The following is a 13,654-nucleotide window of genomic DNA, read 5'->3' as shown; positions in this document are numbered from 1 at the left end:
ATGAAAAAAAGTTTTCAATTGATTGCCCTGCTTGCAGTAGCACTGTTGGGCGCTTGCAGCGGTGGTGCTGAAAAAGCCGTTGCGGAGAAAGTAGAAGAGAAGCCGAAAGTAAAGTTGGCGGGTGTGTCTTCACGTCCGGTAGATCAGGTGCAGGAGTATACGGCAACTGTAGAGGCCGAGGTGAAGAACAATATTGCTCCCGCATCGCCGGTGCGTATCGACCGCATCTTTGTGGAAGTGGGCGACCGTGTGGCAAAGGGACAGAAGCTTGTCAGCATGGATGCCGCCAACCTGAAACAGGCGAAGTTCCAGCTGGACAACCAGCGTATCGAGTTCAGCCGTGTGGACGAACTCTACAAGGTGGGCGGAGCCTCCAAGTCGGAATGGGATGCCGCCAGGATGAACCTCGATGTACGCGAGACCTCTTACAAGAACCTGTTGGAGAACACTGCGCTGCTTAGCCCTATCAACGGTGTGGTGACTGCGCGCAACTACGATAACGGCGACATGTACAGCGGTGGTGCTCCTGTCCTTGTGGTGGAGCAGATTACTCCGGTGAAGCTGCTCATCAATGTGTCCGAGGGATATTTCACGAAAGTGAAGAAGGGCGCTCCCGTAACGGTGAAAGTGGATGTTTATGGCGATGAGGAATTCGAGGGTACGGTAAGTCTTGTATACCCCACGATTGATGCCGCCACGCGTACTTTCCCCGTGGAAGTGCAGCTTGTCAACCGCGACCAGCGCGTGCGCCCGGGAATGTTTGCCCGCGTCACGCTGAATTTCGGCACACAGGACCATGTGGTGGTTCCCGACCTCGCCATCGTGAAGCGTGCCGGTTCGGGCGACCGTTATGTCTATGTATACAAGGATGGCAAGGTCTCTTATAATAAGGTGGAACTTGGCCGCCGCATGGACACGGAGTACGAACTGATTTCCGGTGTGGACAACAATTCGCAGGTTGTCATTGCCGGACAGTCCAAACTTGCCGACGGCGTGGAAGTGGAAGTAGAAAAATAATTATTAATAGTGAATTTGGAATTATGAATTTGGAATGGGTTGCGCTCTGTGGTGCTGCATGCCATTTGTAATTCATAATCCAAAATTCAAAATTCATCATTAAAGAAATGAGTTTATACGAAGGAGCGGTTAAGAAACCGATTATGACCTCGCTCTGCTTCCTGGCAGTGGCGATATTTGGTCTGTTCTCTTTGTCGAAGCTGCCGGTGGACCTTTATCCGGACATCGAAACCAACACCATCATGGTGATGACCTCGTACCCGGGTGCCAGTGCGGTAGATATCGAAAACAACGTGACCCGTCCGTTGGAGAATACGCTGAACTCTGTCAGCAACCTGAAACATATCACTTCGCGTTCGTCGGAAAACATATCCGTGATTACGCTGGAGTTCGAATACGGCTACGACATCGATGTGCTGACGAACGATGTGCGCGACAAACTGGACATGGTAAGTTCCATGCTGCCCGATGAGGTGGAGACACCTATCATCTTCAAGTTCAGCACGGACATGATTCCTATCCTCTTGCTTTCTGTGCAGGCGGAAGAGAGCCAGCCGGCGCTTTATAAGATATTGGACGACAACGTGGCAAATCCCTTGGCGCGTGTGCCGGGTGTGGGTACGGTCTCCATTTCGGGTGCGCCCAAACGCGAGATAAACGTCTATTGCGACCCCAACAAGCTGGATGCCTATAACCTTTCGGTGGAAACCATCAGTGCCATCATCACTGCCGAGAACCGCAATACGCCAGGCGGTACGTTCGATGTGGGCAGCAACACCTATTCGCTGCGTGTGGAGGGTGAGTTCAAAGACCCTAAGGAGATGGAGAACATCGTGGTGGGCACGTACAACGGGGCTTCCGTCTATCTGCGCGATGTGGCAAGGGTAGTGGATTCCGTAGAGGAGCGTGCGCAGAAAACCTTCAGCAACGGTGTGCAGGGAGCCATGATTGTAGTGCAGAAGCAGTCAGGTGCCAACTCCGTAGCCATTTCGCAGAAAGTAATCGACATGCTGCCGCAGTTGCAGAAGTCTTTGCCGAGCGATGTGAAGCTGGGCATCATCGTCAATACGTCGGACAACATCCTGAATACGATTTCCAGTTTGGAAGAAACCATCATCTATGCCATGCTGTTCGTTATCCTGGTGGTGTTCGTCTTCTTGGGACGCTGGCGTGCCACGGTCATCATCTGTATCACCATCCCGATGTCTTTGGTGGCATCGTTCATCTACCTGGGCATCATCGACGGCGGTTCGCTGAACATCATTTCGCTCTCGTGTCTTTCCATTGCCATCGGTAATGTGGTGGACGATGCCATCGTGGTGCTCGAAAACGTCACCACCCACATTGAGCGCGGCTCCGAGCCGAAGCAGGCGGCAGTACATGCCACGAACGAGGTCGCCATTTCGGTTATCGCCTCTACGCTGACGATGATTGCCGTATTCTTCCCGCTGACGATGGTAAGCGGTATGTCGGGCGTGTTGTTCCGCCAGTTGGGCTGGATGATGTGCGTCATTATGACCGTTTCCACCGTATCGGCTTTGTCATTCACTCCGATGATGTGCTCGCAGCTCCTGCGTTTGCAGAAGAAGCAAAGCAAGTGGTTCATCGCTTTCTATAGACCCATCCAGCGTGCGTTGGATGCCCTCGATGTGTGGTATCAGAACCGTTTGAACTGGGCGGTTCGCCATCGCAAGACCATCGTGGTGGCATGTGCCGGTTTGTTTGCTCTCAGCTTGGTGTGCGCCAAGTATATCGGTTCCGAGTTTTTCCCGGCGGCGGACAACGCGCGTATTGCCGTGAAACTGCAACTGCCTATCGGCGCCCGTGTGGAGCGTGCGCAGGCATTGGCTTCGGAACTGACCGGCTTGTGGATGAAGCGCTATGAAGGCGTGCTGAGGGTATGCAACTACACCGTGGGCCAGGCGGACTCGGACAATACCTTTGCTTCGATGCAGGACAACGGTAGCCACATCATCAGTTTCAATATCAGTTTGGTGAGTGTGGGCGACCGTGATATCACGCTGGAGACTGTGTGCGATGAAATGCGCCAAGACCTCAAGGGCTATCCCGAACTGGACAAGGCACAGGTAATTCTGGGTGGTAGCAACAGCGGTATGAGCGCCCAGGCAAGTGCCGATTTCGAAGTCTACGGTTATGACTTCACGGCTACGGACCGTGTGTCGGCGGAATTGAAGGAGAAACTTCTCAACGTGAAGGGCGTGAGTGAGGTGAATATCAGCCGTCAGGACTACCAGCCCGAATATCAGGTGGACTTCGACCGCGAGAAGCTTGCCCTGCACGGGTTGAACCTCTCTACGGCATCGGGTTATCTGCGCAACCGCGTGAACGGTGCCCTGGCTTCCTACTACCGCGAGGACGGTGACGAGTACGACATCCGCGTGCGCTACGCTCCCGAATTCCGTACGAAGATTGAAGACCTGGAGAACATCCTTATCTATACTCCTGCCGGAAAGGCTGTCCGTGTGAAGGACCTGGGCAAGGTGGTGGAACGTTCCGCGCCTCCTACCATCGAACGTAAGGACCGCGAACGTATCGTTACCGTGTCTGCCGTTATCTCGGGTGCCCCGTTGGGTGATGTGGTGGCTGCGGGTAATAAGATTATCGACCAGATGGACCTGCCCAACGGCATTACCATTCAGATTTCGGGTTCGTACGAAGACCAGCAAGACTCGTTCTCCGATTTGGGTACGCTGGCGGTGCTCATCATCATTTTGGTGTTCATCGTGATGGCGGCGCAGTTCGAGTCGCTGACCTATCCGTTCATCATCATGTTCTCCATTCCGTTCGCTTTCAGCGGTGTGTTGATGGCGCTCTTCTTTACAGGCACCAACCTGAATGTGATGAGTCTGTTGGGCGGTATCATGCTGATTGGTATCGTGGTGAAGAACGGTATTGTGCTGATAGACTATATCACGCTCTGTCGCGAGCGTGGCATGGCCGTGCTCCACTCGGTGGTTACGGCAGGCCGTAGCCGTCTGCGTCCGGTATTGATGACAACGCTGACTACCATCCTCGGTATGGTCCCAATGGCGATAGGCCAGGGCGAAGGTTCCGAAATGTGGCGTCCGCTGGGCGTAGCGGTGATTGGCGGTCTTACGGTGTCTACCATCCTGACCCTGATTCTCGTCCCGGTACTCTACTGTTCGTTTGCCGGCACAGGTATCAAGCGCGCACGCCGCAAGATAAAGAAGGACCGTGAACTGAACGACTATTACCTTTCGCATAAGGATAAGATGACGAAACCCAAGAAACAATAATGGGATTTCAGGTTTCAGATTTATGATTTCAGATTTAAACTTTACCCTCTTCCCGTTTCCTGCAGGAATGTACAGTTTAAATCTGAAATCTGAAACCTGAAATCATAAATCATAAATCATAAATCATAAATTAAAATGAAATCTATATTTATCACATTCGACCAGGCTTTCTACGAGCGCATCATGGCACTGCTCGATCGCCATAACTGCCGTGGTTTCAGTTACTGGCAACAAGTGCAGGGACGTGGCAGCAAAACGGGTGAACCGCATTACGGCAGCCATGCCTGGCCCAGCATGTGCTCCGCCATTATCACGATAGTGGAGGATGCCAAAGTGGACCCTTTACTCGAAGCCCTTCATCAGATGGACGTGGAGACCGAACAATTGGGGCTCCGTGCCTTTGTTTGGAACGTGGAGAAAACCATTTAAGATTTTAGCGGAATTGTGTCCCCGCCATAGCCGGACTGTACCTCTGAAGCGATATGAGTCTTTTAGGAGTACGGTTCGGCAATGACGGGGATTTTTATTTCTCCTGCTTGTATTGAGAATATTCCACCAAAAGGTATTAGCTTATCGGATTTTATGTTTATTTTTGCCATGCCTGATGAAGATATGTTTGCTTTTTTACAACATTAAGATAAATGAGTGAGTCTTTTGATATGGCAATATCCTGGACAATCGTTCTTCCCGTTCTGCTGTCGACATATTGTATGGTTCACGCAATGGCTGAGAGTATAGGCTGCCTGAAAACGGTGTTCTGTTTGGTTTAGCTGAAAGACGTGGAAAGAATAACGGATAAAAATAAAACAATATTATGGATACCAAAATCATAGGGCAAGGATACAACCTTGACGCAGATACTTCTGTGGCCAAGGAACTTATAGAACAATTCAATAGTAAGAGATACGATTCATTTACCTGCCTCGTGGCATTTGCAAGTTACGGGGGAGTGTCGGCTCTGACTCCATACATCATGGCAGAGAAAGAGAGAGGTGTGAAGGTTAAGGTGATTTTAGGTATTGATCAAAAAGGAACGTCAAAAGAGGCTCTCGGAGAAGTTCTCTCTTGGGGTGTGGAATCAAAGATTTATCATACGCAATCTGTCAATATCTTCCATCCTAAAATCTATCTTTTTGAGAACACGGATATTTTCACGCTCATTATCGGATCGAACAATTTAACCACAATGGGTTTGGTAAAGAACATTGAATGCTCTTTGCTTATCAAGGATGCGAAGGGAGAACATTCAGTTCATAATGATTTCTATGTTTATTGGAAGTCTATTCTTGATGGTGCTGATGTAAATTTGATGCCAATTACGCAAAAGCTTATTGACGACTTGTATGCTGAAAAACTGATACCGACAGAATCAGAACGTACAGACAAATATGACAATGGTAGAGATAAAACAGCAAATTCCAGCAAACACATAACTTTTAATGGAACTAAGATTCAGCGTAATCCTGAAGGTTTTGTACCAAAGGGAAGGCAGGTAAAGGCAAAACGGATTACAAAAACGGAGAATGAGTCAAATCCGGGCAAACCTATAATTGAAGAATCGATACCGGTTAATGGTGAAGAGGTTTTGATTGCAGAGATTGGTGGTGGTCCTCGTTGGAAGCAGGTAAACTTCCCTGTCGAAATATTTGAGAACTTCTTTGGTGCCGAGCGTGGAAACAACTTTTATAACATTGAGTTGATAAACATTGCCCAAGATGGAACATTAGGTGATGTAGAAACACGTCAAGCGGTTTCTGTGAAGAGTCATAATTACCGTTTTGAGATACATTGTAAAGAAACAGCAGGAGCTTATCCGGGCAATATCAATCGTCCTATCGGACTGTTTATCAAGATAGATAATGACAAATTCTTGTATCAAGTCCTTTTATATGATCATCCGGCATATAAGAAAATCAAGGAGTACCTATATGTTGAAAGTAAGGTTAGAAGAGCAGACGAGTTGAGAAGACACATCGTTCACATAGAGGCTGTCCATGCCCTTTATCCTGAATTGGTTATCTAAAATGAACTACAATTTCAGAACATTAAACTACCTTGGCAGTAAATTGCGCCTGCTGGATTTCATCGAAGATAAAGTACTTGATGCAACACCCGATGAGGCTGGAATCTGTGATTTGTTCGCAGGTTCAGGATGTGTGTCGCGCAAGTTGTCCAAATCACATCCGGTAGTTGCTTGTGATATTCAAGGTTATTCCAAGGTCATCGGGAATGCATTGCTTAAAAAGTTTGATGTGACAGATAAAGAAATCAATGATTTCTTTGAAACCATCAACACTGGTTATGCAAGAGAGTTGAAAGAGACGTTCGCTCCGTTGATTGAGTTGGAGGAGAGCGCAATTGAGAACAAAAATCTTGAGGTGTTGACCAGCATTCTCGAGCATGGTTCGTTAGAGGTTTTCAACATCGAACATAATATTTCATGCCTGTCAGATCAACTTTGCGCTGTTAACCGTCAACTTGAAGCAAAAGGGTTAAACGATGTAAGATCGTTGATAAGCCGCTACTATGGAGGCGTGTATTTCTCATACAAGCAAGCAGCCGATATTGATATCATTCTTGAAGGAATAGACAGATTCGTACCAGACGAAAATAGAGATTTGTATCTTGCCGCTTTGTTGAGTACGGCCAGTGATGTAGTTGATACTGTTGGTAAACATTTTGCTCAGCCGATTAAGGCAAGGGATTCAAAGGGTAAAATCAAAGTAACGGTTTATAACAAAGCTGTTAAAGATAAAACTATAGACGTACCGGTTCTCTATCGTGAGTGGCTTCTCAAGTACAAAAATCTTTCAAAAAATGATTTTCAACACACTACGTTGCAAGGAGATTATGAGCAATGTCTAATGATGTTGCCTGACAATGTGAAGACTGTTTATGCAGATCCGCCATACACTCGTGACCATTATAGTCGTTATTATCATGTGTTGGAAACGCTGACTCTTCGAGACACTCCGAAGATTTCAAAGGTGACTATTCACGGATCGACTCACGTAAGTAACGGTATTTATCGTGAAGATCGGCATCAGTCACCTTTCTGCATCAAAAGTAAAGCGCCATCTGCATTTCGCAAGATGTTTGAATTGACTTCGTCTTCAGGAAGAAATCTGTTACTTTCGTATTCACCTTACGATGAAACGAAAAAATCACATCCACGAGTTGTGACCATGCAGCAGATTATTTCATTGGCAAAGGTGTATTTTGAAAACGTTGAAATTGTTTCTGCGGGTAGTTTCAAGCACAATAAGCTTAACTCTACGGAGCATTTTCTTGAAGCATCGGACGAAGCTGAATTGCTTATTATATGTACAAACAATAATTAATTTCAGGCATTTGTGGCATTAAACAATAACATAAAATTTTCCATTGATCAAGAGAACTCTATTGGTGGCGAGGATTGCAAAAACATTTTAATAAAGGGTGACAATAAGGATATTCTTCCGGAACTTGTATCTTCTTATGGTGGGAAAATAAAGTGTATCTACATTGACCCTCCTTACAATAATGGAGATTCCTATCATTATTATAATGACAACACCTCTACTTCTGCATGGTTGGAAGACATACGAGCTGTCCTTTCTTCGTTGAAAATGCTGTTAAAGCAGGACGGAAGTATCTGGATTTCTATTGATGATAAGGAAATGGCTTATCTGAAGGTGGAGGCGGATAGGATATTTGGTCGTGAGAATTTTGCAAGTACTATTGTGTGGCGACAAAGAAAAACACGTGAAAATCGTGCTGTCTTTTCATGCAATCATGAGTATGTGCTTGTCTATGCCAAGAATATTAAAGCATTCAAGAAGTCACGTAATCTACTTCCTGTAGATGATGATTTTGTTCAAAGTAAATACAAGAATCCGGACAACGACCCACGTGGACCTTGGCAGTCCGTATCTGCAAGTGTTCAGGCTGGTCATGCTGTAGCAAGCCAGTTCTACACTATTATTTCTCCATCGGGTATTGAATACAATCCTCCGAAAGGAAGATGCTGGGTTTATAATCAAGAAAGAATGCTCCGCGAGATTTCACAGAATAACATTTGGTTTGGAACGGACGGCTGCAATACTCCTCGTCTTAAAAAGTTTCTGCGTGACGCAAGGATTGGTTTGACACCTGAAACATTGTGGTCGGGTGATAATTATGGCACAACAGATAGTGCGAAGAAGCATCTGCTGGCATTGTTCCCTGAAAGGGAGAATGTATTCGATACTCCAAAACCGGAAGAACTGATTAAGCAAATCATTGAGATTGCCAGCAACGAGGAAGAATACGTCTTGGATTGCTACATTGGCTCTGGTACGACCATGGCAACGGCTCACAAACTCAATCGGAACTACATTGGCATAGAGATTGGTGATCAGATGACTGACCTTGTGGTTAGACGTATGAATTTGGTTGTCAACGGTGAGGAAGGTGGCATTTCAAATATGGTTAATTGGCATGGCGGAGGTCAATTTGTACTATACAATTTTGACAAAAATAGGGGAGAAGAACGTAAGGTTCAAGAAGCAAGGCAAAGCACCCCAAAACAACCGGTTATGTACCATCAACTTGACCTTTTCAATCTTTTCAAACAGTATGGTGAAGAACCATTGGTCCGGAATTGCATGGTTCGTGAGGATATTGAAATTGAATACGGAACTACTTGTGCTCATCGTCAATTGCCGATTGACCTCTCCAAGAATCTTCTCATCTGTCATGTGAAGAAAGATAACTGTGAGCAGTATCTTGATGGTTCAGCAAAAATCTACTACACGGGCGAGAAGTTTCCAACAACGGTTGTGCTCGACAAACTCTACTACTTCATGCCGTATCTATCCGGCAAGGGTATCCGCGATTTGTATTATATCAAGATTGCTCGTCTTGGCTATCGCAAAGAAGGTCAGGTGAATGAGGACAAGAACGACCTGCGGCTGGTGTTTGAAATTGAACGGGTTGGTCAGCTCTTCGATGACTACAAGAAAGTAAGGCTTGAAATATGGAGAACGTTTACGGTCACTTCTATAAAAGCAGTCATTGAAAAATAGAGTTGTTGATTTTTATGAATTGAGTATATCCGGCTATTAATCTCAGCATATTAAATATGGGATAAAGAAGCAAGATAGCAACTTTATTCCATATCTTTGCAGACGCTAAAATGTAGGCATGAAAATGGAAAAGAGCGTTTTGAGACATACGGGTTGGTTGATGCTCATGGTAGTGGCTTTGCTTTTGCTGATGAGTTTGTTGCCGGGAGCCACGATAGGGCGTTATGTGCTGAGGCGGGTAGACATACTCGGCGATGTGCGTCCTGTGCCCGAAACTGTAAGCGAGCCGGACAGCCTGCTGCCGCCCGCACCGGAAGTGAAGCCTGCCTTTGTAGATACTTGCCGCAGCGGTATGACCTGTATTGAAGATTACAGTGACTCCACCATGCGCGGCATGACGCCTTTCTACCGTGCGTTGGACGAATTGGAGGCAGCCCCCCGATTGGTACGTATTGCTTACTTCGGAGATTCTTTTATCGAGGCGGATATCCTTACCGCCGACCTGCGCGCCATGTTGCAGGAGCGCTACGGCGGGTGCGGCGTGGGGTTCGTGACGATTACTTCCATGACCAACGGTTATCGCCCCACGGTGCGGCACAGCTTTAGCGGTTGGCAGAGCCATTCCGTTATGGATTCCGTGTTTTTCGACCGTAGCAAACAGGGCATTTCGGGACACTACTTCATTCCATATCCCGGTGCATACGTGGAACTTCGCGGACAGAAGAGCTACGCATCCCGGCTTGATACTTGCGAACATGCCTCCATCTTCTTTTATAATAAAGGTGAAGTCACTCTTTCGGCATCCGTAAACAAGGGTGAACCGCAGGTCCGGACTTTTCCGCCTACGGGCGAACTCTGTGAAATGGACGTAACGGGACATATCGGTTCCGTGCGTTGGAGAGTGGAAAGCGCCGACTCTACCTTGTTCTACGGATTGGCAATGGACGGCACGCAGGGGATTATTGTCGATAACTTTTCGCTTCGGGGCAGCTCCGGCCTGCCTTTGCGCTCCGTTCCGGTATGGATGATGAGCGAGTTTAACGAGCAGCGCCCCTACGACTTGATAATCCTTCAGTACGGTTTGAATGTCGCTACGAAACGCGGACGGAATTACGACTATTACAGCGACGGCATGGCAACGACCATCGCCCACTTGAAGAGCGCCTTTCCGCAAGCGGGCATTCTCATTGTCAGTGTGGGCGACCGTGAGTATAAAACCGAAGAAGGCGTCTTGCGGACCATGCCCGGCATTAAGAACCTTATTCGTTACCAACAGAATTTGGCAGCCGACAACGGAGTGGCTTTTTGGAACATGTTCGAGGCAATGGGCGGCGAAGGCAGTATGGCGGATATGGTACATGCCAAACCCTCTTTGGCCAATTATGATTATACGCATATCAATTTCCGTGGTGGCAGGCATCTGGCAGGATTGCTTTATGAGGCGTTGATTTACGGCAAAGAACAATACGACAGGAGGCGTGCTTATGAAGCGGAACCATAAAGGTATTTTACAATTCGGCGGTTTACGTTCCGCCGTTTGTCGTGCGGTGTTGACATTGCTCTTCTTGCCGGCACAATGGCTCTGTGCGCAAGATGCGCTTCCCGGTTCTCCCCGGCTGCAAGAGAGGGCATTCGATTGCGATACGCTTATCGCCTGCGGGCAACGGACGGATACCTTGTCTGTTCCGCTTATTGTCTTGCCCGAAGCCTTTCGGCAACCGGGAGCGAACGAACTGACAGACAGCGTCGGCATTTTGAACCCTTTTTGGGAAAAGTTGCGCATGCTTCGCCTGGGCATTGCTGCCGATACGGTACGTATCGTGCATGTGGGCGACAGCCATATCCGCGGCCACATCTTTCCGCAGACAGCGGGCGGACTGCTTCAAAAGACTTTCGGTGCGCTGGCTTATACGGATATGGGGATAAACGGTGCGTTCTGCGCCACCTTTACCCGTCCGGACCGTGTGGCGGACATTGCCGCGTTGCATCCCGACCTCGTCATCCTCTCTTTTGGAACGAACGAGAGCCATAACCGGCGATACAACTCCATGTTGCACTATCGGCAGATGGATGAACTGGTACGCATGTTGCGCGACAGCCTGCCCGGCGTGCCGTTGCTGATGACTACTCCGCCCGGTTCATACGAGAGTTTCCGCCAGCAGCGTCGCCGGCGTACCTATAAGGTCAACCCCCGTACCTCTGTTGCCGTGCAGACAATCCGCCGTTTTGCCGATGCCAACGGATTGGCGGTGTGGGACATGTATGAAACTTTCGGAGGTGTCCGCAGGGCTTGCCTTAATTGGCAGGAAGCGGGATTGATGCGTCCTGACCACGTGCATTACCTTCCGGAAGGGTATGTGCTGCAGGGCGAGATGTTTTATCGTGCCTTGCTGAAAGCGTATAATGACTATTGCAGTCGATGAATGTATGTAAAATTATTAAGCCATAGACCTACAGATGTGGAATATTGACGAATTTCTGAACAAACTGGATATAGACCTTACCCGCCTGCACGACCTGTTCGTGTACGATCCGCATGCGCCGATGATATTCAGCAGCGGCATATTCTTGTGGTTGTTCGCGGCTTTTATCGTATGTTACCTGCTTTTGCAGCGCCGCACTACCGCCCGCCTGATGTTCGTCACCCTGTTCTCGTACTACTTTTACTATAAAAGCAGCGGCACTTATTTCTTTTTGCTGGCCATCGTTACGGTGAGCGACTTCTTCATAGCCCGCCTGATGGCGCATACCACTGCGCGATGGTTGCGTAAGATGTGGGTTACGGTCAGTCTGGCGATAAATCTGGGGTTGCTGTGTTATTTTAAATATACGAATTTCCTCTGCGGCTTCTTTGCTTCGCTCACGGGCGGCACGTTTACCGCAATGGACATCTTTCTTCCTGTCGGCATATCCTTCTTCACTTTCCAGTCGCTGAGTTACACCATCGATGTGTATCGCAAGGAGATAACACCCCTTGCCAATCTGTTGGATTACGCGTTCTACGTATCTTTCTTTCCTCAGTTGGTGGCAGGACCTATCGTGCGTGCCCGCGATTTTATCCCGCAAATCCGCCGTCCGCTGTTTGTCTCCAGGGAGATGTTCGGCAGGGGTGTCTTCCTGATTGTAAGCGGGCTTTTCAAGAAGGCGGTTATCTCAGACTATATCAGCATCAATTTTGTGGAACGCATCTTCGATAATCCTACGCTGTATTCGGGGGTGGAAAACCTTATGGGTGTTTACGGCTATGCGCTCCAGATTTATTGCGATTTCTCCGGATATAGCGATATGGCCATCGGCATCGCCTTGCTGCTGGGTTTCCATTTTAACCTGAATTTCGATTCTCCCTATAAGTCGGCATCCGTTACGGAATTCTGGCGGCGTTGGCACATTTCGCTTTCCGGCTGGTTGCGCGATTACCTCTATATATCCTTGGGCGGCAATCGTAAGGGCAAGATACGCCAATATGCCAATCTTATCATCACCATGTTCTTGGGCGGTTTGTGGCACGGGGCGTCTTGGAACTTTGTGCTTTGGGGAGTGCTGCATGGCGTTGCCTTGGCGGTTCATAAATTCTGGATGGGCATTACCGGCAGAAAGAAAGGAGAGCGCAGTCATGGCATCCGCCGTTTTTTCGGTGTCGTCTTCACATTCCACTTCGTTTGTTTCTGCTGGATATTTTTCCGCAATGCCGATTTCTCCACTTCACTGGATATGCTGAACCAGATATTTACAGCTTTCCGTTCCCGGCTCTTGCCGCAATTGGTGGCGGGCTATTGGGAGGTGTTTGCGCTGATGTCGTTCGGATTCTTCCTCCATTTTGTGCCGGACAGTTGGGAACGTGCTTGCAGCAGGGCGGTGGTTCGCCTTCCGCTTGTGGGCAAGGCATTGCTGCTGGTTGCGATGATTTACCTGGTTGTCCAAATGAAGAGTTCGGAGATACAACCGTTCATTTATTTCCAGTTCTGAGCATGCTGATGCTTGATTATTTTATGCCATATTCCTCTCTCCTTGTAGCAGCCCACGGCTTTTTCATCTGTAGGAGTTAAAGTGGGTTGGAAGGAGTTGTCTCCTTTCGGGGCAGGTGCTAAAAAACGGCAGCCATACCGGGGAACACGACCGGAGAGACCGCGCAGACCGACAGGCGGAAGCGGGCGAACGGAAACGGACCGGCGAAGAACGAACAGATAAGAACATGCCTGCGAAACATCCCCTTCAAACGCTTATTATCAGTAACATACGAGTGCCACTCGTTTTCTGCGTGGTGGAACTTTATTCCCAGCTTGCCGGGAACGCGTTCCCACCTCATTGGGAATA

10 protein-coding genes are annotated in these 13,654 nt (G+C 48.2%); 9 read left to right on the top strand and 1 reads right to left on the bottom strand.

Going from position 1 to position 13,654, the window contains the following annotated elements:
* The 9 genes from QZ327_RS06175 (at window position 1) to QZ327_RS06135 (ending at window position 13,306) form a co-directional block, all read left to right on the top strand.
* Window positions 1-1,017 (top strand): efflux RND transporter periplasmic adaptor subunit, encoded by a 1,017-nt coding sequence (locus tag QZ327_RS06175; RefSeq protein WP_294618018.1) that lies wholly within the window; start codon window positions 1-3, stop codon window positions 1,015-1,017.
* 107 nt (window positions 1,018-1,124) lie between these two features.
* Window positions 1,125-4,295, top strand: a complete 3,171-nt coding sequence (locus QZ327_RS06170) for an efflux RND transporter permease subunit (RefSeq protein WP_294618016.1) — start codon at window positions 1,125-1,127, stop codon at window positions 4,293-4,295.
* A 135-nt stretch (window positions 4,296-4,430) separates the two neighbouring features.
* The gene (locus QZ327_RS06165; RefSeq protein WP_294618015.1) at window positions 4,431-4,724 is read left to right on the top strand and encodes a PG0541 family transporter-associated protein; all 294 of its coding nucleotides are present in this window, start codon (window positions 4,431-4,433) and stop codon (window positions 4,722-4,724) included.
* Between the two features lie 385 nt (window positions 4,725-5,109).
* A complete protein-coding gene (locus tag QZ327_RS06160) occupies window positions 5,110-6,318 on the top strand; it encodes a phospholipase D family protein (protein WP_294618014.1) in 1,209 nt (402 codons plus the stop codon).
* A 1-nt stretch (window position 6,319) separates the two neighbouring features.
* Window positions 6,320-7,636, top strand: a complete 1,317-nt coding sequence (locus QZ327_RS06155; protein WP_294618013.1) for a DNA adenine methylase — start codon at window positions 6,320-6,322, stop codon at window positions 7,634-7,636.
* Between the two features lie 12 nt (window positions 7,637-7,648).
* Complete coding sequence (locus QZ327_RS06150) at window positions 7,649-9,340, top strand: site-specific DNA-methyltransferase (protein WP_294618012.1); 1,692 nt, start codon at window positions 7,649-7,651, stop codon at window positions 9,338-9,340.
* Between the two features lie 124 nt (window positions 9,341-9,464).
* On the top strand, window positions 9,465-10,841 hold the full coding sequence (locus tag QZ327_RS06145; protein WP_294618011.1) for an SGNH/GDSL hydrolase family protein: 1,377 nt from the start codon (window positions 9,465-9,467) through the stop codon (window positions 10,839-10,841).
* Window positions 10,825-11,763: an SGNH/GDSL hydrolase family protein gene (locus QZ327_RS06140; RefSeq protein ID WP_294618010.1), complete on the top strand. Its 939-nt coding sequence runs from the start codon at window positions 10,825-10,827 to the stop codon at window positions 11,761-11,763. The genes QZ327_RS06145 and QZ327_RS06140 overlap by 17 nt, the downstream gene beginning before the upstream one ends.
* 34 nt (window positions 11,764-11,797) lie before the next feature.
* Complete coding sequence (locus QZ327_RS06135) at window positions 11,798-13,306, top strand: MBOAT family protein (RefSeq protein WP_294618009.1); 1,509 nt, start codon at window positions 11,798-11,800, stop codon at window positions 13,304-13,306.
* 118 nt (window positions 13,307-13,424) lie between these two features.
* On the opposite strand, the gene QZ327_RS06130 is transcribed toward QZ327_RS06135, so the two are convergent.
* On the bottom strand, window positions 13,425-13,654 hold a 230-nt coding region (locus QZ327_RS06130; RefSeq protein ID WP_294618007.1), incomplete at its 5' end, for a hypothetical protein.

Origin of the sequence: uncultured Bacteroides sp. (assembly GCF_910578895.1) — a bacterium.
Classification (GTDB): Bacteria; Bacteroidota; Bacteroidia; order Bacteroidales; family Bacteroidaceae; genus Bacteroides.
Note: the sequence above shows the minus strand (reverse complement) of the source record. Positions and strands in the feature narration are given on the sequence as shown.

Coding starts and splice junctions, on each gene's coding strand:
- QZ327_RS06135 (WP_294618009.1), top strand. CDS start 11,798: ATGTGGAATATTGACGAATTTCTGAACAAACTGGATATAGACCTTACC.
- QZ327_RS06140 (WP_294618010.1), top strand. CDS start 10,825: ATGAAGCGGAACCATAAAGGTATTTTACAATTCGGCGGTTTACGTTCC.
- QZ327_RS06160 (WP_294618014.1), top strand. CDS start 5,110: ATGGATACCAAAATCATAGGGCAAGGATACAACCTTGACGCAGATACT.
- QZ327_RS06175 (WP_294618018.1), top strand. CDS start 1: ATGAAAAAAAGTTTTCAATTGATTGCCCTGCTTGCAGTAGCACTGTTG.
- QZ327_RS06155 (WP_294618013.1), top strand. CDS start 6,320: ATGAACTACAATTTCAGAACATTAAACTACCTTGGCAGTAAATTGCGC.
- QZ327_RS06145 (WP_294618011.1), top strand. CDS start 9,465: ATGGAAAAGAGCGTTTTGAGACATACGGGTTGGTTGATGCTCATGGTA.
- QZ327_RS06165 (WP_294618015.1), top strand. CDS start 4,431: ATGAAATCTATATTTATCACATTCGACCAGGCTTTCTACGAGCGCATC.
- QZ327_RS06170 (WP_294618016.1), top strand. CDS start 1,125: ATGAGTTTATACGAAGGAGCGGTTAAGAAACCGATTATGACCTCGCTC.